This window comes from Amycolatopsis sp. FDAARGOS 1241, assembly GCF_016889705.1.
Classification (GTDB): Bacteria; Actinomycetota; Actinomycetes; order Mycobacteriales; family Pseudonocardiaceae; genus Amycolatopsis.
The window spans coordinates 8,196,447-8,217,164 of record NZ_CP069526.1 but is presented as its reverse complement, the minus strand read 5'-3'; the positions used below and the strand labels follow the sequence as shown (position 1 = coordinate 8,217,164).

17 protein-coding genes and 1 pseudogene are annotated in these 20,718 nt (G+C 68.6%); 10 read left to right on the top strand and 8 right to left on the bottom strand.

Annotated features, from left to right (window positions below):
* Window positions 1-64: 64 nt before the first annotated feature.
* Both I6J71_RS39870 and I6J71_RS39865 read right to left on the bottom strand, forming a co-directional pair.
* A pseudogene (locus I6J71_RS39870) lies at window positions 65-507 on the bottom strand (leucine zipper domain-containing protein); the annotation flags it as partial.
* Between the two features lie 60 nt (window positions 508-567).
* Window positions 568-1,812: a D-alanyl-D-alanine carboxypeptidase family protein gene (locus I6J71_RS39865; RefSeq protein WP_239154177.1), complete on the bottom strand. Its 1,245-nt coding sequence runs from the start codon at window positions 1,810-1,812 to the stop codon at window positions 568-570.
* Between the two features lie 43 nt (window positions 1,813-1,855).
* Between I6J71_RS39865 and I6J71_RS39860 the strand changes: the two genes are divergently transcribed.
* Window positions 1,856-2,119 carry an SCO4848 family membrane protein gene (locus tag I6J71_RS39860; RefSeq protein ID WP_204091585.1) on the top strand — a complete coding sequence of 88 codons (264 nt, stop codon included), beginning with the start codon at window positions 1,856-1,858 and terminating at the stop codon, window positions 2,117-2,119.
* A gap of 511 nt (window positions 2,120-2,630) precedes the next feature.
* On the opposite strand, the gene I6J71_RS39855 is transcribed toward I6J71_RS39860, so the two are convergent.
* From I6J71_RS39855 to sdhC, 5 genes are all read right to left on the bottom strand, one after another.
* The gene (locus tag I6J71_RS39855) at window positions 2,631-3,554 is read right to left on the bottom strand and encodes a hypothetical protein (RefSeq protein ID WP_204091584.1); all 924 of its coding nucleotides are present in this window, start codon (window positions 3,552-3,554) and stop codon (window positions 2,631-2,633) included.
* A gap of 174 nt (window positions 3,555-3,728) precedes the next feature.
* A complete protein-coding gene (locus tag I6J71_RS39850) occupies window positions 3,729-4,499 on the bottom strand; it encodes a succinate dehydrogenase iron-sulfur subunit (protein WP_204091583.1) in 771 nt (256 codons plus the stop codon).
* Window positions 4,499-6,253 (bottom strand): succinate dehydrogenase flavoprotein subunit, encoded by a 1,755-nt coding sequence (sdhA, locus tag I6J71_RS39845; RefSeq protein ID WP_204091582.1) that lies wholly within the window; start codon window positions 6,251-6,253, stop codon window positions 4,499-4,501. The genes I6J71_RS39850 and sdhA overlap by 1 nt, the downstream gene beginning before the upstream one ends.
* Before the next feature lie 36 nt (window positions 6,254-6,289).
* On the bottom strand, window positions 6,290-6,706 hold the full coding sequence (locus I6J71_RS39840; RefSeq protein ID WP_204091581.1) for a succinate dehydrogenase hydrophobic membrane anchor subunit: 417 nt from the start codon (window positions 6,704-6,706) through the stop codon (window positions 6,290-6,292).
* Between the two features lie 2 nt (window positions 6,707-6,708).
* The gene (gene sdhC, locus I6J71_RS39835; RefSeq protein WP_204091580.1) at window positions 6,709-7,152 is read right to left on the bottom strand and encodes a succinate dehydrogenase, cytochrome b556 subunit; all 444 of its coding nucleotides are present in this window, start codon (window positions 7,150-7,152) and stop codon (window positions 6,709-6,711) included.
* Window positions 7,153-8,337: 1,185 nt separating this feature from the next.
* Between sdhC and I6J71_RS39830 the strand changes: the two genes are divergently transcribed.
* The 7 genes from I6J71_RS39830 (at window position 8,338) to I6J71_RS39800 (ending at window position 15,612) form a co-directional block, all read left to right on the top strand.
* Window positions 8,338-8,565: a hypothetical protein gene (locus I6J71_RS39830; RefSeq protein ID WP_204091579.1), complete on the top strand. Its 228-nt coding sequence runs from the start codon at window positions 8,338-8,340 to the stop codon at window positions 8,563-8,565.
* 223 nt (window positions 8,566-8,788) lie between these two features.
* The gene (locus I6J71_RS39825) at window positions 8,789-9,931 is read left to right on the top strand and encodes a BMP family protein (RefSeq protein WP_204091578.1); all 1,143 of its coding nucleotides are present in this window, start codon (window positions 8,789-8,791) and stop codon (window positions 9,929-9,931) included.
* A gap of 78 nt (window positions 9,932-10,009) precedes the next feature.
* Window positions 10,010-11,575: an ABC transporter ATP-binding protein gene (locus I6J71_RS39820; protein ID WP_204091577.1), complete on the top strand. Its 1,566-nt coding sequence runs from the start codon at window positions 10,010-10,012 to the stop codon at window positions 11,573-11,575.
* Window positions 11,572-12,669 (top strand): ABC transporter permease, encoded by a 1,098-nt coding sequence (locus I6J71_RS39815; RefSeq protein WP_204091576.1) that lies wholly within the window; start codon window positions 11,572-11,574, stop codon window positions 12,667-12,669. Before I6J71_RS39820 ends, I6J71_RS39815 begins: the two co-directional genes overlap by 4 nt.
* Window positions 12,670-12,710: 41 nt before the next feature.
* A complete protein-coding gene (locus I6J71_RS39810; protein ID WP_204097469.1) occupies window positions 12,711-13,949 on the top strand; it encodes an ABC transporter permease in 1,239 nt (412 codons plus the stop codon).
* Entirely contained in the window at window positions 13,949-14,338 is a 390-nt protein-coding gene (locus I6J71_RS39805; protein WP_204091575.1) for a cytidine deaminase, read from the top strand. The genes I6J71_RS39810 and I6J71_RS39805 overlap by 1 nt, the downstream gene beginning before the upstream one ends.
* Window positions 14,335-15,612 (top strand): thymidine phosphorylase, encoded by a 1,278-nt coding sequence (locus I6J71_RS39800; RefSeq protein WP_204091574.1) that lies wholly within the window; start codon window positions 14,335-14,337, stop codon window positions 15,610-15,612. Before I6J71_RS39805 ends, I6J71_RS39800 begins: the two co-directional genes overlap by 4 nt.
* A 1,210-nt stretch (window positions 15,613-16,822) precedes the next feature.
* On the opposite strand, the gene I6J71_RS39795 is transcribed toward I6J71_RS39800, so the two are convergent.
* A complete protein-coding gene (locus tag I6J71_RS39795) occupies window positions 16,823-17,917 on the bottom strand; it encodes a PA containing protein (protein ID WP_204091573.1) in 1,095 nt (364 codons plus the stop codon).
* Between the two features lie 211 nt (window positions 17,918-18,128).
* Between I6J71_RS39795 and I6J71_RS39790 the strand changes: the two genes are divergently transcribed.
* Window positions 18,129-19,220 (top strand): adenosine deaminase, encoded by a 1,092-nt coding sequence (locus tag I6J71_RS39790; protein WP_204091572.1) that lies wholly within the window; start codon window positions 18,129-18,131, stop codon window positions 19,218-19,220.
* Window positions 19,221-19,321: 101 nt separating this feature from the next.
* The gene (locus I6J71_RS39785) at window positions 19,322-20,548 is read left to right on the top strand and encodes an MFS transporter (protein ID WP_370542039.1); all 1,227 of its coding nucleotides are present in this window, start codon (window positions 19,322-19,324) and stop codon (window positions 20,546-20,548) included.
* The last annotated feature ends 170 nt before the right edge of the window (window positions 20,549-20,718 follow it).

The following is a 20,718-nucleotide window of genomic DNA, read 5'->3' as shown; positions in this document are numbered from 1 at the left end:
GGCAGGGTAGTTGGTCGGGTGATGGGTGGGTGGCCGCCGATGGCGCTACGGCGTCGGTCGCGTTGCCCGGTGCGGTGCGCGGTCTGTGTGCGGCGTTTGCCCGCGATTTGCCGACGTAGCGCCAGCCGCCGCCGTCGGGATGTTGCCGAACTTGGTGACGTCGACGTGGATGAGTGAGCCGGGGTGGTCGTGTTCGCAGCGACGCAACGGTTCGCCGGTGACCCGGTCGATGCGGGGGTTGATCCGGCAGCGGGTCAGTACCGCGCGCGGTGGAGGCGAGCCGGCCACCGATCTGTGCCGGTCCGAGCCGCTGGTGCTCCCGCAGGGCCGCGATCCGGCGCACGAGTACTCCAGGTGTCGGGTGGGGCTGTGCTGTCGTCGGGAGCTGCGGCCGACCATGCCGGCCGCTCCTTCGTCGCGATAGCGGATCACCCACTTGCGGGCCGTGCGTGGGGCGACCAGGAAGATCCGCGCCGCGGTGGTGGCGCGCCAGCCGTGCTCGACGATCTGCCCGGACGCGACGACAGGCCGACCTCACCCAAGGACAACGTCCCCGGACACCACTGGTTAGCCCCGCGCCTGCTTCTTGCGCTGGTACCCGATCACGAACCCGGCGACGATGACGACGAACACCACCAGCGTGAGGATCCAGCCCGTGGTGCCGAACGAGTCGTTCTTCGCCGGTGCGGCGGTCGACCCCGCGCCCGCGGCGGCGACGTTGGCCGGGGGAGCGGGCGGTGCCGTCGCGACAAGTGCTTCGTACGCGATGCGCCCGACCGGCGCCGCGTGGTTCTCGTGCAGCGCGAAGCCATAGTCGAGCAGCTTCGCCGCCTGGTCGACGACCCGCGTGGGCCGCTGCTCGGCGCGCATCATCACGACGGCGAGCCGGTGGCCGTCGCGCTGCGCGGCGCCGACGTAGGTGTGGCGGGCGTCGTCGGTGAAGCCCGTCTTGCCGCCGAGGAAGCCGGGGTAGACGCCGAGGAGCTTGTTGTCGTTGTAGACCGGAATGGCGGGTTTCCCGCCGATCGCCGGAATCGTGTACGCCTTCGTGGCGACGGCCTGCGCGAACTCCTGCTGCTTCATCGCGTAGTGGAAGATCAGGCTCAGGTCGTAGGCCGACGTCGACATGCCCGGCCCGTCGAGGCCTGATGGCGTGGCCGCGCGCGTGTCGGTCGCGCCGATGCGCTTGGCCAGCAGGTTCATCTTCGTGGTGGTCGCGTCGACGCCGCCGAGCGCCGTGGCGAACGCGTGGGCGACGTCGTTGCCCGAGTGCATCAGCAAACCGTGCAGCAGCTGGTCGACGGTGTAGCGCCCGCCCGCGACGATGCCGACGCAGGTGCACTCCTGCTCGGCGTCCTCCTTCGTCGGCACCACGATCCGGTCGGGCTTGAGCTCCGTGGTGACCACGAGCGCGAGCAGCGTTTTGATGAGCGACGCCGGCCGCTCGCGCGCGTGCGGGTCCTTCGCCGCGATGACGTCGCCGGTGTCGAGGTCTTGCACGAGCCAGGAAGCGGCCGTGTCACCGTCCGGCGGGTTCGGTGCGCCCCCGGGCAGGACCAGCCCGCAGCCGCCCATCAGGATCCCGCCGACGGGTTCGTTCGGCACGGGCAGCGGCGCCGGTGCCGGCTTGCCCGGTGCAGGCCTCTCCGACGTGTCCACCGGGGGCGGCGGCGCGGACTGGTCCGCGCACGGCTGGGCCTGCGCGGGCGCGGGCGTGGCCGCCGTCGCGGCGGCGGGCGCGGCGACGGCCAGGAGGCCGGCGGTGAGCGTCGCGGCGAGAACCCGAAGTGACGTGGGGAATGCGCTGTGCACCCACGCAATCTAGCGTCGCGGTGCCGGTTGCATACTCAAGGACATGCGTATTTCGCGAGGTACAGCGATCTTCTTTCTCGCCTTCGGGGTGTGGTCCTGGATCATCTGGATCACCTTCGCCAAGAACCTCTGGGCGAGCGACCAGTCCTGGGCGGCGGACGGCTCGGCCACCGGGTACTTCATCGTGCACGCCGTGCTGACGGTCGTTTCCTTCGTGCTCGGCACGATCATCGGCGTCATCGGCTGGCGGGCGCTGCGGGCTTCGCGCGCCGCCCGATCGAAGGAACAGACTTCTCCCGGCGCCTGAGCTCATTGCGTTCGCGGTACGTGCTGTTCGGCGGTACGTCGCGTCGGGTTGCCGCCTGCCGCTCTCGTCGCCACTTTCGGCGTGGCGCGCCCGGCTTCTGTCGTGCCTGACGTAGGCTGCGGCCGTGACGGGCGTACTCGGGCGGGCAGCGCACCCGCTTCGCGCGTTCGCTCGAGCCGATCCGCGCAGCGCCGGGCACCTGCCGTGTCCACGCCGGAGCCGGGCTCGTCCGGTGCGCTTCGGCGAAGCACAACACGTTCTCCGGTCATGGCTTGGTGAATGCACCCGACGCCCCTCGGTAACCGGATTTCCCGACGGGTGGCCCGTCATGCCGACCGACCGGCGACCGGGTAGTGTCAGCGCTCCCGGAGGGCCGTGAAGAGGCGGCTCGGTAATGTGAATGGACTTCGTATGCACGGCGGCGGCTCCGAAACGGGTGGGAACTGATCGGTCCACCCGATCGCACACCCGAAAAGGGCCCGGAGCCTCGGCTCCGGGCCCTTTTCTGTGCTCAGCCTTGCCGTGAGTAATCTGCGATGAACCCCATCCGGTGAGCCATCTTCGGGTTCGCGGCGGAGAACTCCACGATCACGTCCTTGCCCTGGCGGATCCGCCGCAGTCCCTGCGCCCCTTGGTTCCGGACCACGAACATGCTGTCGTGTTTGACGTTGCGGAAGATCACGCGGTGTTCGAACTTGCTGACCTCCTTGGTGAACAGCACGTCGAACGCCTCGGGTTCCGCTCCCGTCATCAAATCCACCGAGTACTTCGGCCACGTCCATTCGACGGTGACCACATCGCCCTCCTGCACCGCGGTGCCGAGGTGGATGTACAGGTCGAGTTTCGGTTTCCCGTTCGAGGAAGAGGACCAGATGGACGTCGCATTGGCGCGGGTGCGCTGATCGAGATCTTCAGGGCCGGCGTGGAAAGCCTTGCACTCGACCAGTCTCCGGCTGCGTTCCGACAACGGCGTGGAGCCGTAGTAAACAAGGTTCACCGAGAGGTACCGCGGAACGTTGTCGTTCGCCTCGTGGAGTACGAGCACTCGCCGGCAGAACGCGTCGCCGTTGTCTTCGATGGTCACCTCCTGCTTCCACTCCTGGACGGCGATGGGCTTGCGCGTCCGCACGGCGAGCGCGTCGGCGTAGTTGTGAAGAAGTTCCTCGCTGTGTTGCACTCGCGTACGGAGTTTGTGGGTTCCGGCGAAGGAAATCGCGCTGGCGATGACGAACAACCCGCCCGCGATGCTGGCGAACGTCGTGCGCAACCACTCCATGCCGAGCACTTCGCCGAGCAGGCCCACGCTGCCGAGCGCCGCCACCGTCGCGGCGAACACCCGCAAGTAGCCATACCGGAACACCAGTTCTTCGAGATCGGCGATAAACGGCGCCAAGTGCTGTGAAAGCACCTTCCGCAGTTCTGCACCTGCGCTCATCTGTTCGTTCCCCGTCGCACGACCGTCCGAGACATCGGTAACGCGTAAGAATAGCCCAGTAACGCACGGTCGTGTAAGCGCCGAACAGGCGAGTTATGTCTGAATTTACGGCGCCCAATACGCCGAAAGGCCCCCACCCGGGAGCCGGGTGAGGGCCTCTGGACCACGAATTTCTCAGACGCGCTTGAACAGCAGTGCGCGCTTCACTTCCTGAATGGCCTTCGTCACCTGAATCCCCCGTGGGCAGGCGTCCGTGCAGTTGAACGTCGTTCGGCACCGCCAGACACCCTCTGAGTCGTTGAGGATGTCGAGGCGCTCCTCGGCCGCGTCATCGCGCGAGTCGAAGATGAAGCGGTGCGCGTTGACGATGGCGGCCGGGCCGAAGTACGAGCCGTCGTTCCAGTAGACCGGGCAGGACGACGTGCAGCAGGCGCAGAGGATGCACTTGGTGGTGTCGTCGAAGCGGTCGCGGTCGGCCTGGGACTGGATGCGCTCGCGGGACGGCTCGTGACCGTAGTTGATCAGGTACGGCTTCACGGCCCGGTACGCCTCGAAGAACGGGTCCATGTCGACGTACAGGTCCTTCAGCGTCGTCAGACCCTTGATCGGCGCGATGGAGATGACGGTCTTCTTGCCGCCGGACTCGAGCAGGTCCTTCATGAGCACCTTGCAGGCCAAACGGTTGATCCCGTTGATCTGCATGGCGTCCGAACCGCACACGCCGTGGGCGCACGAACGGCGGAACGAGAACGTCCCGTCGATGTAGTCCTTGACGTAGAACAGCAGGTTCAGCACACGGTCGGTCGGCTGCGCCGGGACGTCGTAGGACTCCCAGTGCGGCTCGTTGTCGACCTCCGGGTTGAAGCGGAGGATCTTCAGCGTGACCGTGATCGGCTGGTGCTCCTGCGCCGCCGCCGGAGCTTCTTCGGTGGTTGCCGCAGTCATCAGTACTTCCGCTCCATCGGTTCGTAACGCGTGAAGGTCACCGGCTTGTAGTCGAGGCGGATGTCGGCCGACAGCCCCTCGCCCTGCTTGTACGCCATCGTGTGCCGCATGAAGTTCGTGTCGTCGCGGTTCGGGTAGTCCTCGCGGGCGTGGCCGCCGCGCGACTCCTTGCGCGCCAGCGCACCCACGATGAGGACCTCCGCCAGCTCGAGCAGGAAGCCCAGCTCGACGGCCTCGAGCAGGTCGGTGTTGTACCGCTTGCCCTTGTCCGCCACGGTGATCCGGCCGTAGCGCTCCTTGAGCGCCTGGATGTCGGTCAGCGCCTGCTTGAGCGTGTCTTCGGTGCGGTACACCGAAGCGTGCGAGTCCATCGTCTGCTGCATTTCCTTGCGGATGTCGGCGACGCGCTCGTCACCGTGCTCGGAAAGCAGCCCCGCCAGCTGGTCCTCGACCAGCTTGGTCGGCAGCTCGGGCAGTTCCACGTGCTCGTGCGCGAGCGCGTACTCCGCGGCGGCGATGCCGGCGCGGCGGCCGAACACGTTGATGTCCAGCAGCGAGTTGGTGCCGAGGCGGTTGGAACCGTGCACCGACACGCACGCGACCTCGCCGGCCGCGTACAGGCCCGGGATCACGTTTTCGTTGTCGCGCAGGGCTTCGCCGTGCACGTTGGTCGGGATCCCGCCCATCACGTAGTGGCACGTCGGGAACACCGGCACCGGCTCCTTCACCGGGTCGACACCCAGGTAGGTGCGCGAGAACTCGGTGATGTCCGGCAGCTTGGTCTCGAGGACCTCCACCGGCAGGTGCGTGACGTCGAGGACCACGTAGTCCTTGTTCGGGCCCATGCCGCGGCCCTGCAGCACCTCCTGGACCATCGAGCGGGCGACGATGTCGCGCGGCGCGAGGTCCTTGATGGTGGGGGCGTAGCGCTCCATGAATCGCTCGCCGTCGGCGTTGCGCAGGATCCCGCCCTCGCCGCGGACGGCTTCGGAGATCAGGATGCCCAGGCCCGCGAGACCGGTCGGGTGGAACTGGAAGAATTCCATGTCCTCCAGCGGAAGGCCCTTGCGGAAGATGATGCCGAGGCCGTCACCGGTGAGGGTGTGGGCGTTCGACGTCGTCTTGAAGATCTTGCCCGCACCGCCGGTGGCGAACACGATCGACTTGGCCTGGAAGACGTGCAGCTCGCCGGTGGCCAGCTCGTAGGCGACCACGCCGGAGGCGACCGGGTTGCCGTTGTCGTCCTCGGACAGCACGAGGTCCAGCACGTAGAACTCGTTGTAGAACTCGGTGCCGTACTTGACGCAGTTCTGGTACAGCGTCTGGAGGATCATGTGGCCGGTGCGGTCCGCGGCGTAGCAGGCGCGGCGGACGGCCGCCTTGCCGTGGTCACGGGTGTGCCCGCCGAACCGGCGCTGGTCGATCTTGCCCTCGGGCGTGCGGTTGAAGGGCAGGCCCATCTTCTCCAGGTCGAGGACCGCGTCGATGGCCTCCTTGGCCATGATCTCCGCCGCGTCCTGGTCGACCAGGTAGTCACCGCCCTTGACGGTGTCGAAGGTGTGCCACTCCCAGTTGTCCTCTTCGACGTTCGCCAGCGCGGCGCACATGCCGCCCTGGGCCGCGCCGGTGTGGGACCGCGTCGGGTACAGCTTCGTGAGGACCGCGGTGCGGGCGCGCTGGCCGGCTTCGATGGCCGCGCGCATGCCGGCGCCGCCGGCGCCGACGATCACCACGTCGTACTTGTGGACCTGCATGGGGAAGAACTCCGCTACGTGTGGTGGTGGGTGCGCTTAGCTGGCGGGCATCTCGGGGTCGAACGTGAAGATCACCAGCGTGCCGACGGCCAGGATCAGGACCATCGAGACGTACAGCAGGATCTTCAGCCAGAACCGCGTGTTGTCCTTGCGCGCGTAGTCGTCGATGATCGTGCGCAGGCCGTTGCCGCCGTGGATTTCGGCGAGCCACAACATCGCGAGGTCCCAGAACTGCCAGAACGGCGAGGCCCAGCGGCCGGCGACGAAGCCCCAGTTGATGCGGTGCACGCCGCCGTCGAGGATGTTCATGATCAGCAGGTGGCCGAGCACCAGGATGATCAGCGCGAGGCCCGAGATGCGCATGAACAGCCAGCTGTACAGCTCTTTGTTGCTGCGGCGGGCCGCCGGTCGCCGCGGCTGGCGCGGCGATTCGATGACGAGTTGGTCGGCCATGATCAGGCACCCCCGAAGAGCGTCTCGACGGTGCGCTTCAGCATGAAGAACGCACCCGGAATCATCACGACGACCCACACGACGCCGATCACCCACAGCATCGTCTTCTGGTACTTCGGGCCCTTGGCCCAGAAGTCGACCAGCATGACGCGGATGCCGTTGAGAGCGTGGAAGAGGACCGCGCCGACGAGACCGACCTCGAGCAGGTTCACGATCGGGGTCTTGTACGTCTCGATCACCTGGTCGTAGGTGTTCGGCGACACGCGGACGAGCGCGGTGTCGAGCACGTGCACGAACAGGAAGAAGAATGTCAGCACGCCGGTGATGCGGTGCAGCACCCAGGACCACATGCCCGGGTCGCCCCGGTAAAAGGTTCCCTGCCGGCGTGAGGCACCCGCCCGATCGCTCGCTCCTGCCTCGGTGGCAGTGCTCGCCGTGGTGGACATCGGTGAACGGCCTCCAACGTCATCTGTTGTGCCCGGGTGACCGGTGAGGTCCGCACTCGCTTCCGGGTCGGTCCACTGGGGACAACTCCGGCAGCGGTGCCGAGATCTAGGGCCATCGAGCGTGGATGAGTGGATGCTAGACCCGCCTTCCCGACCCGGCTCACCTCCGGGTTCGTCTCTGTGATGGACCAGACACCGGGAGCGTCGCGGACCACTCGGACGTGTGGCGCCGACCACGTACCGGACTCCGTGGGCAGACAATCCGACCTGCGGGTTTCCGGCCCGGTCGGTTCGATTCAGCACGGCGGTTCCGAGGCTTTCGGTGAGTGAAAAAAGGGCAGTTGTGAACGCACTTCCGTGATGTCCGCAACGCCCGGTCCGAGCGGGCTCGCGAGAGGGCCGGCCGCAGGCGGGGCGAAGATCGTCCGGGCGGGGTTCCGGAGCCGCCGTTCCGGACCCCTTCCTCCCCGGCTGCGGAGAATGGCCGGGTTCGGTGTGCGAACGGGTCGGGCGATGGGTGGCACGCGACATCACCGGATCGTGGCGGGCCGCCGTCGACGTGAGCGAGGCCCGCGCCGCGGCGGAGCTTCTGGCGGCGCTTCTGGAAACCGGTCGCGGGTGGCGCGGGGGCTCTCGTGGTCGCGATCCTCGTCGTCTTCCGCAGGAGCCCTGCTCCACGAGGTCTTCGACCAGCACGAGATCACCGACCAGGCGTGCCAGCTCGCCGGCGAGTCCGACATCCGGGAGTCCGCGTCGCACCAACCCGCGTTGGCGACGAGGGCGAGGACTTCGTCCGGCCGGACTCCTCCGTCCCCTCCGCGGCCGACCAGGCGGTGCTGCGCGATTACGGCAACCCGGGTTCTCCGGCCGCTCAGCGGAGGATGGCGGCCGGATCGGTCCCGCTGCAGGAGGCGACCTGGCAGATCGTGCTGCGCGGAAACCGGACCCGGCACGTGCGGCTGCTCGGGATCACGCCTGACGGCGTCCACCGCGCACCACCGCCTGGCGGCACCGTTTTCCGGTTCCCGCCGCAGGGCGCGAGCGACCACCAGCCGATGGGGGGTCGACTTCGACGACCCGCAACTGCTCGTCCGGCAGCTCGAGATCGACCACGGGGCCGCGAAGTACGAAGGCACGTACTTCTCGTCGAAGTCGATCGACCTCGAGGACAAGGAGGACGTCGTGATGACCTTCCGGTCCCTGTCCACGCGCGACGACGTCGCTTTTTCGCTCGACGTCGACTACCAGGCCGGCGACCGGAAGCGCGACCGTCGCACCGCCCGGTCACCCCTTCGAGGTCAGCGCGATCCGGTGCGCCGGAGCCGGACGGCCCGCGTGCGGCCACTTCTTCACCTTCGACGCCGGCTCCACCAGCGGGTGATACCCCACGACCTCGGTTACCTCGGCGGCTGACTGTGACTCCGGGTGACCGCATGCCGGATTCAGTTGATCACGGTAAGTACACGATCGGTCGCGAATCGGACCCCTGAGTAAACGTTTGTGTTACGTAGCGTGCCTTTCCTATGGCGCCCGTCTGGCGGTTGGGTACGGTCTGGCGGTTGAACTCGGCACTGTGGCCGGGTCGATCTCGATTCGTCCGCTGGATCAGCGGGGAGGGAGACACACGTTGCGTCGCATGCGTGGAACCGCGCTGGCCGCCGCGACCATGGCTGGGGTCCTGACCTTGGCGGGGTGCGCGAAGGACACCGGTGGGAGCAGCAACAACACCGCTTCGGGCGGCGGCTCGGACACGAGCTGCGTCACCGCTCCGAAGCCGCCGGCAGCTCCGGCCGCCGCCACCACGAGCAGCTCGTCCGGCGAGAAGGTCGACGGCAGCAAGCTCAAGGTCGGCCTGGCCTTCGACATCGGTGGCCGGGGTGACGCCTCGTTCAACGACGCGGCCGCGGCCGGCGTCGACAAGGCGAAGTCGGAGCTCGGCGTCACGACCGTGAGTGAGAGCACCGCGAGCCCGAGCGAGAGCGAAGCCGCCAAGCAGCAGCGGCTCGAGCAGATGGCGAACCAGGGCATGAACCCGATCATCGCCGTCGGCTTCGCGTACGCGCCTTCGGTCGCCGCCGTCGCGCCGAAGCATCCGAACACCAAGTTCGCGATCGTCGACGACGACACCATCAAGCTCCCCAACGTGACGCCGCTGGTGTTCGCGGAGGAGCAGGGCTCGTTCCTGGCCGGCGTCGCCGCCGTCTACAAGAGCAAGACCTGCCACATCGGTTTCGTCGGTGGCGTGAACACGCCGCTGATCCAGAAGTTCGAGGCCGGCTACCTGCAGGGCGCGAAGGCCGTGTCGAACAAGGTCAAGATCGAGGACGAGTACCTGACCCCGGCCGGTGACTTCTCCGGCTTCCAGGACCCGCCGAAGGGCAACGCCAAGGCCGCGGCCGAGATCGCCAAGGGCGCGGACGTGATCTACCACGCCGCGGGTGCCTCCGGTAAGGGCGTGTTCGACGCCGCCAAGACGTCGGGCAAGGCGCTGGCCATCGGGGTCGACTCCGACCAGTACAACCAGGCCACCGTCGCCGCCGACAAGGACATCATCCTCACCTCGATGATGAAGCGCGTGGACGTCGCCGTGTTCGACTTCCTGCAGGCCGACGCGAAGGGCGACCTCAGCGTGCTGCCGAAGCGCTTCGACCTGAAGGTCGACGGCGTCGGCTACGCCACCTCGGGTGGCAAGGTCGACGACATCAAGGACGTGCTGGAAGGTTACAAGGCCCAGATCATCTCGGGCGCCATCCAGGTTTCGGACAAGCCGACCAAGTAGTACATGCACGCGCCGGGGCTCGGAAGGATCTTCCTTCCGGGCCCTCACGCGTTTCGACCAGAACTGGATGCCCAACCGATGAGCACTGCCGAGGCCGAAGCCGTCCCCGATCGGGGCACCCCGGCCGTCCAGCTGACCGGGATCACCAAACGCTTCCCGGGTGTGGTCGCCAACTCCGACGTCAACCTCACCGTGGCCGCGGGCGAGGTCCACGCCCTGTGCGGCGAGAACGGCGCTGGCAAGTCGACCCTGATGAAGATCCTCTACGGGATGCAGCAGCCCGACGAAGGCACGATCGCGATCAACGGCACCGAGGTGAAGCTGCGCAACCCGCAGGACGCCATCCGGGCCGGGATCGGCATGGTGCACCAGCACTTCATGCTCGCCGACAACCTCACCGTGGCCGAGAACGTGTTCCTCGGCGCCGAAGCGCTGCACGGCATCGGGCGCGCCGCGCGTGCCCGGCTCGCGAAGCTCTCGCAGCAGACCGGGTTGCACGCCAAGCCTGATCAGCTGCTGGAGGAACTCGGCGTGGCCGAGCGCCAGCGCGTCGAGATCGTGAAGGTGCTCTACCGCGGCGCAAAGATCATCATCCTCGACGAGCCGACCGCCGTGCTCGTGCCGCAGGAAGTGGACGGGCTGTTCGCCACGGTCCGCGAGATGCAGGCCGACGGTTACACGTTCCTCTTCATCTCCCACAAGCTCGACGAGGTGCGCGCGATCGCCGACACCGTCACGGTGATCCGGCGCGGCACCACCGTCGGCACGACCGACCCGAAGACCATCACGAGCCGCGAGCTGGCGGAGATGATGGTCGGCTCGGAGCTGCCGAGCCCGGAGACCCGCGAGTCGACCGTGACCGACCGGGCCGTGCTGCGCGTGACCGGCCTGCAGATGACGGCGCCGAACTCCGAGCGGCGCATCCTCGACGACATCGACTTCACCGTGCACGCGGGTGAGGTGCTCGGCATCGCGGGCGTCGAGGGCAACGGCCAGACCGAGCTCGTCGAAGCGATCATGGGCATGCGCAAGACCAGCGGCGGGCACATCGAGCTCGTCGAGGCCGGCGGCACCCACGACCTGGTGAAGCTGGGCACGCTCGCCCGGCGCGAGGCGGGCATCGGCTACATCGCCGAAGACCGCACGCGCCACGGCCTCCTGCTCACGCAGCCGTTGTGGGCCAACCGGATCCTCGGCTACCAGACCCGGAAACCGGTCTCCAGTGGACGGTTGCTCGACATCGGCGGTGCGCGCCGGGACACCGAGCGCATCGTGCGCGAGTACGACGTGCGCACGCCGGGCATCGACGTGCCGGCCGCCGCGCTCTCCGGCGGCAACCAGCAGAAGCTGATCGTCGGGCGCGAGCTGTCCGGGAACCCGGTGCTGCTCATCGCGTCGCACCCGACGCGCGGCGTCGACGTCGGCGCGCAGGCCCTGATCTGGGAGCAGATCCGGCTGGCGCGCGCCGCGGGCCTGGCGGTGCTGCTGATCTCCGCCGACCTCGACGAGCTGATCGGCCTGTCCGACACGATCCGCGTGATGCTGCGCGGGCGGCTCGTGAGCGAGGCGAACCCCGCGACGGTGACCCCGCAGGAACTCGGTTCCGCCATGACCGGTGCCGAAGAAGGTGAAGAGGACCAATGAGTTCGTGGCGCACGCGGCTGCTGCCGCCTCTGCTCGCGATCGTGTTCGCCGTGGTGCTCTCGGCGATCGCGCTCGTCATCTCCGGCGCCGACCCGTTGCAGGCGTACGGGACCATGGTGGGGCAGCTGTTCAAGGGCTCCACCGCCGTCGACACGGTGAACCTCGCGACGGTGTACTACCTGTCCGGGCTCGCGGTGGCCATCGGCTTCCAGATGAACCTGTTCAACATCGGTGTCGAGGGCCAGTACCGGTTCGCGGCGGTGGTCGCGGCCATCATCGGCGGCGCGCTGCAGCTGCCGCCGGTCATCCACACGATCGTGATCTTGATCGTCGCGGTCCTCGCCGGCGCGCTGTACGCGACGATCCCCGCGGTGCTGAAGGTGACCCGCGGCGTCAGCGAGGTCATCTCGACGATCATGCTGAACTCGATCGTCGCCGGCATCATCGCGTTCCTCGTCAACGCCGACCAGTTCGGCGTGCAGACCGGCAACAACATCGGCACGCGCACGATCGCGCCGTCGGGCCGGATCCCGGGCATCCCGATCGGCTCGGGTGTGCTGTTCGGGTTCGTGTTCATCGCGATCGCGCTCGGCATCGCGTACTGGTTCATGCTCAACCGCACACGGTTCGGCTTCGAGCTCAAGGCCAGCGGTGAGTCGTCGACCGCCGCGACGGCCGGCGGCGTCAGCGCCACGCGCATGACGCTGATCGCGATGATCCTCTCGGGCGCGGTGGCCGGCCTGGTCGCCATGCCCGAGCTGCTCGGCCGCGACTACAGCTACGGCATCACGGCAACACAGATGTACGGCTTCACCGGCATCGCCGTCGCGCTGCTGGGCCGCAACCACCCCGGCGGCATCGCGTTCGGCGCGCTGCTGTGGGCGTTCCTCGACACCTCCGCGGTATCGCTGGAGCAGATCAACGTGTCCAAGGAGATCGCGACGATCATGCAGGGTGTCATCGTGCTGTCGGTCGTGGTCGCGTACGAGATCGTGCGCCGCGCCGACCTGGCGGCCGAGCAACGCAGGGTGGGCCGGGCACTCGGCCGCAACGGGCGCAAGACCGCGTCGGTCGCGGAAGGAGGTGCGGTGTGAGCCAGGTGACGGAGTTCTCCCGCCCGGAGCCCGACGCCGGGATGCCGATGCCGGTCGAGCGCCGGCGCCGCCGCGTTCCGGGCTGGCTGCGCGGCGTGATCTGGGCCGTGGTCTCGATCGCGGTGATGTCCACGGCGTCCTACGCCACCGGCGTTTCGGCGCTGACGTCGAGCAACACGGCGTCGACCGCGGTGCGGCTCGCCCTGCCGATCCTGCTGTGCGCGCTGGGCGGTCTGTGGGCCGAGCGCGCGGGTGTGGTCAACATCGGCCTCGAGGGCATGATGATCCTCGGCACGTGGGGCGCGGCCTGGGGCGCGTACTACGGCGGTGTGTGGATCGGCTTGCTGGCGGCCATCGCGTTCGGCGCGCTCGGCGGACTGCTGCACGCGGTGGCGACAGTGACGTTCAACGTCAACCACATTGTTTCCGGTGTGGCGATCAACCTGCTGGGGCTCGGCGTCGCGAAGTACCTCGCGAACCTGATCTTCGAGCCGATCTCGGGCAACCCGCGACAGTCGCCGCCGTTGCCGAAGTTCGACACGTACTCGGCGTCGGGCCTGTCCGACTGGCTGGGCACGCTCGAGAACGAGCAGCGCGTGGGCATCTCGGACGTCGCCGGCATCCTGCGCGGGCTCGTCACCGGGGTCGCACCGCTGACGATGCTCGCGATCATCCTCGTCCCGGTGAGCTACTGGATCCTGTGGCGCACGCGGTTCGGCCTGCGGCTGCGCTCCTGTGGCGAGAACCCGGTGGCCGCGGAATCGCTGGGCGTCAACGTCTACCGGTACAAGTACGTGGGCGTGCTGATCTCGGGCGGCTTCGCCGGCATGGGTGGCGCTTCGCTGGTGCTGCTCAAGGGCGGCGCGGACTACCTCGAGAACCAGACCAACGGCCGCGGGTACATCGGTCTCGCCGCGATGATCTTCGGCAACTGGCGGCCGGGCGGCCTCCTCGGCGGCGCCGCGCTGTTCGGGTACGCCGACGGTCTCCAGCTCGCCGGCGGTGGTGAGGCGGTGCTCGCGCTGCTGTACGGCGCGGTCATCCTGCTGGCCATCATCGTGGTGGTGCAGCTGATCCGGCGTCAGTGGCTGGCGGCGGCCCTGGGCGTGGTCGGCGCGGGCGTGCTGTACGCGATCTACTGGACGAACGACACCCTGCCGAGCGACCTGATCCCGTACACGGCGCACTTCGTGACGCTGATCGTGCTGGCCGTCGCGTCGCAACGGCTACGGCCCCCGAAGGCCGACGGCGCACCGTACCGGCGAGGTGAAGGCGACTGATGGCTGACGTGGATTGGGAAGCGCTGCGCGCTTCGGCGGTTTCGGCTGCTGCGCTGGCGTACGCGCCGTACTCGGGCCTGCACGTCGGCGTTGCCGGCATCGTGGACGACGGCCGCGTCGTGACGGGCTGCAACGTCGAGAACGCCTCGTACGGCCTGGGGCTCTGTGCGGAATGCACGATGGCCGGCCAGCTGCGGCTCTCCGGCGGCGGCCGACTGGTCGCCGTCGCGTGCCGCAGCGGCGAGGGTGAACTGCTCATGCCGTGCGGGCGCTGCCGGCAGATCCTGTTCGAACTCGGCGGGTCCGCGTGCCTGGTGGACACCCCGCGCGGCGTGCTGCCGATGTCGGACGTGCTGCCGGACGCGTTCGGTCCGGAGGACTTGCCGTGACCCTCACGGCCGTGGACGTCATCCGCACCAAACGCGACGGCGGCCGGCTGTCCGACGCGCAGATCGACTGGGTCGTGGACGCCTACACACGCGGCGTGGTGGCCGAAGAGCAGATGGCCGCGCTGGCCATGGCGATCTTCCTGCGAGGGATGTCGGCCGAGGAGATCGCCCGCTGGACGCTGGCGATGATCGAGTCGGGCTCACGGCTGTCCTTGCCCGCGTCGCGCCCGACGGTCGACAAGCATTCGACAGGTGGCGTCGGGGACAAGATCACGTTGCCCCTGGCGCCGCTGGTCGCTGCTTGCGGCGCCGCCGTGCCCCAGCTGTCGGGGCGCGGCCTCGGCCACACCGGTGGGACTCTCGACAAACTGGAGTCGATCCCGGGCTGGCGCGCGGCGTTGTCGTTGTCGGAGATTTCCGCGCAGCTGTCCTCGGTGGGCGCGGTCGTCTGCGCGCCCACCGACGGCCTGGCTCCGGCGGACAAGAAGCTCTACGCCCTCCGGGACGTGACGTCGACGGTGGAGTCGGTGCCGTTGATCGCGTCGTCGATCATGTCGAAGAAGATCGCGGAGGGCGCTTCCGGCTTGGTGCTGGACGTGAAGGCGGGTTCGGGTGCCTTCATGAAAACCGTCGAGGACGCTCGTGTTCTGGCCTCCACTTTGGTCTCGATCGGTTCGGCCCACGGTGTCGCGACGACGGCGTTGATCACGGACATGAACGTGCCTCTGGGCCGGGCCGTCGGCAACGCCGTCGAGGTCGCCGAGTCGGTGTCCGTTCTGCAGGGCGGCGGTCCGGCCGACGTGGTCGCGCTGACGGTGGCGCTGGCCCGGGAGATGCTTGCGCTCGCGGGGCTGTCCTCAGTGGATCCGGCCGCGGTGCTCGCTTCGGGTGAGGCGTACGAGGTGTGGTGCCGGATGATCACCGCCCAGGGCGGTGACCCTTCGGCCCCGCTGCCGGCGCCCGGTCACGTCCACGTGGTCCCGGCGCCGGCTTCGGGGGTGGTGGCTTCGCTCGACGCTTACGCCGTCGGTGTCGCTGCCTGGCGCCTGGGCGCCGGGCGGGCGCGCAAGGAGGACCCGGTGCAGGCCGCCGCGGGCGTCCTGTGCCTCGCCAAACCGGGCGACCGGGTAGTGGCGGGGGAGCCGTTGCTGGAGCTGCACACGGACACTCCCGCCGCGGTGCCGGGGGCCCTGGAGGCGCTCACCGGGGCGTTCACCGTCGCGGACACCGCGCCGGCCCCCGGGCCGATCGTCCTGGAGACGATCCGGGCCTGAGGTGGTTCGGTGAGGACCGGCCTGCTTGGCGATGTTCGGGGTTGGCTGGGGTTCAGCGGTGGGGACGTTGGGTGGTGTTCTTGGTTCGGTGGGGTTCGGCTGTCTGGGTGATGGTCGGGGTTCGGCTGAGGTTCTGGGGTGGGTCCGTTCGGTGATGCAGCTGGTTCGGCCAGGTCCGGCTGTCTCGGTGATGTTCGGGGTTCGGCCAACGTCCTTCGGCGGCGGTTCGGCGATGCACCTGGTTCGGCCAGTTCCGCCTGTCTGGGTGATGTTCGGGTTCGGCTGAAGTCCTCCGATGGGCCCGTTCGGCGATGTTCTTGGTCTGGCCAGGTTCGGCTGTTTGCTGGGCCTCGCCTGGGGTGTGGTGTGTTGTGCCAGAACCGCCGCCTGGGCTTCGTGCGCAACCGCCGGGCTCCACTGGTGCTGTGGCCTCCATGGTCGGGTCTTATACCCGCGTGTGTGACGCCGGCTGGACTGTCTTGGCGACTCGTCCACACCACCGCCGAGTTGTGGACAGCTTGGCCCGTTCCGTGCTTGGCCAGGGGTTTTGTCGGTGGTGGCCGGTAGAATGGACTCGGGGACGCCCCCTCGGGAGGGCGGGGGCTTGTCTCCGACTCGGGGGATTGGCAGCCGGCAGCTCTCACGCGCCCGGTTGCCGCCGATGTCGCGGCCTCTGGTCTTCCGTCGATGTGCTCGGCGTGGTTCGAGCGGATGTGGTGTGGCCTTGACGTTCCGCGTCGCGGCCGGTCGGCATGGTTTGAACCCGGTGTGGTGCGGTCTGGGGGTGTGTCGTGGCGGGTTGGTGTGGTTTGAACCCGGTGTGGTGTGGTCTGGGGGGCGTGTCGTGGCGGGTCGGTCTGGTTTGAACCGATGTACTGAAGTCTCGAGAGCCCCGCCGTGGCGGGTCGGGGTGGTTTGAACCGATGTGGTGGCGGCCTTGGGTTCTCCCTCGCGGCAGGTAGGTGTGGGGTCTATGGCGAGTGTCGGACCGATGCGGGATGGGCTCGGTGTGGTCCGTAGCAGAGGCGGGCCGAGGCGTCCGTGCGGTGGTTCAGGCCAGGTCGTGGGGTCGTCGTTGTCCAGACGTTCGCCGACCGAAACGGGTAGCCAGCAGCCGGCGGTCTCGGTAGCCCACACCCACCGAACCAATCCCAGACACAAAAGTGCCCCCCGCCGGCCGGCGGGGGGCACCTGTTCAAGCGCTCAGACGTCACTCACCAGCCGTGTCGTCGGCTTCGGAGCCGTTCTTCGCCTTCGGGTCCGCGGCCTTCGGGGAGCGGCCGTTGCGCGAGCTGCGGCGCGGCTGGCGCGGGGCCGGCGGCGGCGGGGCGATCTGCTGCACCGCGGGCCCGCCACCGAGCATGAGCTCTGCGAACGTCGCCATGGCTTCGTCGAGCTGGCCGCCGATGCGGCGGACCGACTCGTCGTTCGAGCGGCGGACCAGGGAGTCGACCGAGTCGGTGTCGGGCTGCTTGGAGAGGGTGCCCTCGACCTTGGAGAGGCCGGTCTTGATCGAGCCGTCGAGGTCGCCGAGCTGGGAGGCGAAGCCGTCTTCGACCTTGTCGAGGCGGTTGCCCAGGTCGTCGAGGCGCTGGGTGACCGTGTCGAGACGGGTGACGAGGTTCTCGAGGCGCTCGGAGGCGTCCACCATCTCGCCGGTCTCGGTGATCGCGGTGCGCAGGGCGTCGGTGGTGCTGCCGATGCGCTCCTTGGTCGCGCGGTCGAGCTCGTCGACGCGCGAGCGCAGCTCGTGGTCCACCGTCTCGATGCGCTCGCGCAGGTTCGCCTCCGCCAGCTCGATGCGCTCGCGCACCGGGCCCTGCGTGGTCTGCGGGATGGTGTCGAGCTTGCCGTCCTGCTTGTCCAAGTGCCCACCCAGCTCGTCGAGTCGGCGGTGGATGTTCTGCAGCTTGTCCTCGAGCCCGTCCATCCGGCCCGCGACACCCTCGAAGCGCGCCGCGACGCCGTCGAGCCGGCCGTCGAGCTGCGCGAAGGGCTTGGCCAGCTTGTCCACGATGCTCTCGACGGCGTGCGTGAGGGCCGCGATCGCGTTGTCCTGGGCCTCCAGGCGCGTCATGGCCTCGTCGAGGCGCTCCGCGATCACGCCGACCTCGGTGCGGTCGGGCATCTCGGACAGCCGCTTGCGCACCGCGCCCAGCGAGTCGACCGGCGCGAGCCGGGCGTAGATGTCGTCCAGCGCGTCGAAGATCTGCTGCTGTTCGCTCTCGCGCACCTCGGCCGCGCGCACCAGCATGTTGCGCATCCGGTCGAAGGACGGAGCGGCAATGTGGTTGTCAGTGGTCACTGCTGTGTCCTTCGTCGGCGGGGAAATGGAAGGGACGTGGCCCGAAGCTTATCGACTGAAAAATTGCTGTGCGTGTGGCCCCCGCCAAGACGGGATAACAAGCCCGTTACCCGGATGGCCGATTCCTTCCTTGATCGTCAAAGCTGAGGGTTGCCTCGACGCCGAGCGTTACCGCCATGTAGGGGAATGACAACGAGACTACCGTTGGTGCATGTCAGACGTAACCCCGCTGAGCGCAGAGACCCTGCGCCGCGCCCCCAAGGTGCTGCTGCACGACCACCTGGACGGCGGCCTCCGCCCGGCCACCGTCGTCGAGCTCGCCGACGCGACCGGCTACGCCGCCCTGCCCACCACCGACGTCGAGGCGCTCGGCCGCTGGTTCCGCGACGCCGCCGACTCCGGCTCCCTCGTGTCCTACCTCGAAACCTTCGCCCACACCTGCGGAGTCATGCAGACCGAGGAAGCGCTGGTCAGGGTCGCGGCCGAAGCCGTGGAGGACCTCGCGGCCGACGGCGTCGTCTACGCCGAGGTGCGCTACGCACCGGAGCTGTTCGTCGAACGCGGACTGTCACTCGATGCGGTGGTCGAAGCGGTCCAGACCGGTTTCGTCGAGGGAACACGCCGCGTGGCCGCTGCGGGTGGCGCGATCCAGGTCCGCACGTTGCTGTGCGCGATGCGCCAGCACGCCCGGGCGCTCGAGATCGCCGAACTGGCGGTGCGGTACCGCGACTCGGGCGTCGCGGGCTTCGACATCGCCGGCCCCGAGGACGGTTTTCCGCCCACCCGGAATCTCGACGCATTCGACTATTTGCGGCAGAACAACGCGCATTTCACCATTCACGCGGGCGAGGCATTCGGGTTGCCGTCGATTTGGGAGGCCATCCAGTATTGCGGCGCCGAACGGCTCGGCCACGGTGTGCGGATCGTCGAGGACATCAAGACCGATTCGGACGGAACCGTCCACCTTGGACGGCTGGCGAGCTACGTCCGGGACCGCCGCATACCGTTGGAGATCTGCCCGACGTCCAACGTCCAGACGGGCACGGTCGTCTCGTTCGCCGAGCACCCGATCGCGCAGCTCGCCCGGCTGCACTTCCGGGTCACGGTCAACACCGACAACCGGCTGATGAGCGGGTGCACGATGACCAGTGAATTCACCGCCCTGGCGACCACGTTCGGGTTCGGTCTCGATGATCTTCGCTGGTTCACGATCAATGCCATGAAATCCGCGTTCCTCGATTTCGACTCCCGGCTCGCGTTGATCGACAAGGTCATCAAGCCCGGGTACGCCGCCCTGGCCTGACCCCGCGCCGCCGAACGCGACCGCCCGGAAGGCGGTTGCGTTCCTTAGCGCGCCTCAACTAAAGTCCACAATGTAGGAGACAATTCTCAAACTGTGAGACGGTGAGCGGGTTGGCGCAGGTCGAGACCGGGTCGAGAGTGCAGGAGAAGGCGAGTTCCCGACGGTGGCTCATCCTCGCCCTCGGCCTCGCCGCGCAGACGGCAAGTTGCGCCTTCCTCTACGGCCTGCCGTTCCTCGTCCCCGCGATGCGGGCCGCCGACGGCCTGACGCTGGCCGAAGCGGGCACCGTCGTCGCTGCTCCGAGCATCGGGCTGCTGCTCACCCTCATCGCGTGGGGCGCGGCTGCGGACCGTTACGGAGAGCGGTTGATCATGGCGCTCGGCCTGGGTGCGTCGGGGTTACTCCTGGTGTACGCCGCACTGTGGAACCACCCGATCGGATTGCTCTTTGGCGTGTTTTTCGTAGCCGGAGCGTGCACGGCCTCCGTCAACGCGGCGAGCGGCCGCGTGGTGATGGGCTGGTTCTCGAAGTCCGAACGCGGCATCGCCATGGGCATCCGGCAGACGGCGCAGCCACTGGGTGTCGGCGTGGCCGCCGTGGGCCTGCCGCCACTGGCCGCGCGCTGGGGTTTCCAGGCGGCGATGCTGCTGCCGGCCGCGCTGGCGATCGTCGTGGCGCTGCTGGTGGCGGTGTTCGTGCAGGACCCGCCGCGGCCGCCGCGCCCGGCGGCCGGCGCGGAGAAGCCGCCGTCGCCGTACCGCAAGCCGTGGCTGTGGCGGGTGCACGGAGCGAGCGCGCTGCTGGTGGTGCCGCAGTTCACCGTGTCGGCGTTCGCGCCCGTGTACCTCGTGTCCCAGCAGCAGTGGAGCCCGTCGCAGGCCGGCGTGTTCCTCGCGGTCGCCCAGGTGCTCGGCGCGCTGGGCCGCCTGGGGTCGGGCTGGTGGTCCGACCGCGTCGGCAGCCGCCTGCGCCCCATGCGGCACCTCGCGGTCGCCAGCTGCGTGGTCATGCTCCTCGTCGCGGTCGGCGACGCGACCTGGCTGTGGCTCGTGCTGGCCGCCCTGGTCCTCGCCGCGGTCATCACGGTCGCCGACAACGGCCTCGGCTTCACGGCGTCGGCCGAACTGGCGGGCGTCGCGTGGTCGGGGCGCGCGATGGGCACCCAGAACACCGCGCAGAACATCGCGGGAGCGCTGACGCCCCCGCTGCTCGGCCTGCTCATCGGGGACACGCGGTACGCGCTGGCGTTCTGCGTCGTCGCGGTCTTCCCGGCGCTGGCCATCGCGGCGGTGCCGGTGCGGGCGGAGCGGGAACTCGAGCACCACTGAACGGAACAGGTGGGGCTGTTTCCTTTGGTGAGCGGGGGTGAGTGCTGCCGATCGGGGCGGGGTTGGCGGTGGGGCTGCTTCCCTTCGGTGAGCAGGCTGTCGAGCACTGCCGATCGGGACGGGTTGGTGGTGAGCTTGCTTCCTTCGGTGAGCAGGCTGTCGAGCACTGC

Bases quoted from the DNA above. Each gene is read 5' to 3' on its own strand.
- I6J71_RS39860 (WP_204091585.1), top strand. From the start codon at position 1,856: ATGCGTATTTCGCGAGGTACAGCGATCTTCTTTCTCGCCTTCGGGGTG.
- I6J71_RS39855 (WP_204091584.1), bottom strand. From the start codon at position 3,554: ATGAGCGCAGGTGCAGAACTGCGGAAGGTGCTTTCACAGCACTTGGCG.
- I6J71_RS39850 (WP_204091583.1), bottom strand. From the start codon at position 4,499: ATGACTGCGGCAACCACCGAAGAAGCTCCGGCGGCGGCGCAGGAGCAC.
- sdhA (WP_204091582.1), bottom strand. From the start codon at position 6,253: ATGCAGGTCCACAAGTACGACGTGGTGATCGTCGGCGCCGGCGGCGCC.
- I6J71_RS39840 (WP_204091581.1), bottom strand. From the start codon at position 6,706: ATGGCCGACCAACTCGTCATCGAATCGCCGCGCCAGCCGCGGCGACCG.
- sdhC (WP_204091580.1), bottom strand. From the start codon at position 7,152: ATGTCCACCACGGCGAGCACTGCCACCGAGGCAGGAGCGAGCGATCGG.
- I6J71_RS39830 (WP_204091579.1), top strand. From the start codon at position 8,338: ATGACCTTCCGGTCCCTGTCCACGCGCGACGACGTCGCTTTTTCGCTC.
- I6J71_RS39825 (WP_204091578.1), top strand. From the start codon at position 8,789: ATGCGTGGAACCGCGCTGGCCGCCGCGACCATGGCTGGGGTCCTGACC.
- I6J71_RS39820 (WP_204091577.1), top strand. From the start codon at position 10,010: ATGAGCACTGCCGAGGCCGAAGCCGTCCCCGATCGGGGCACCCCGGCC.
- I6J71_RS39815 (WP_204091576.1), top strand. From the start codon at position 11,572: ATGAGTTCGTGGCGCACGCGGCTGCTGCCGCCTCTGCTCGCGATCGTG.
- I6J71_RS39810 (WP_204097469.1), top strand. From the start codon at position 12,711: ATGCCGATGCCGGTCGAGCGCCGGCGCCGCCGCGTTCCGGGCTGGCTG.
- I6J71_RS39805 (WP_204091575.1), top strand. From the start codon at position 13,949: ATGGCTGACGTGGATTGGGAAGCGCTGCGCGCTTCGGCGGTTTCGGCT.
- I6J71_RS39790 (WP_204091572.1), top strand. From the start codon at position 18,129: ATGTCAGACGTAACCCCGCTGAGCGCAGAGACCCTGCGCCGCGCCCCC.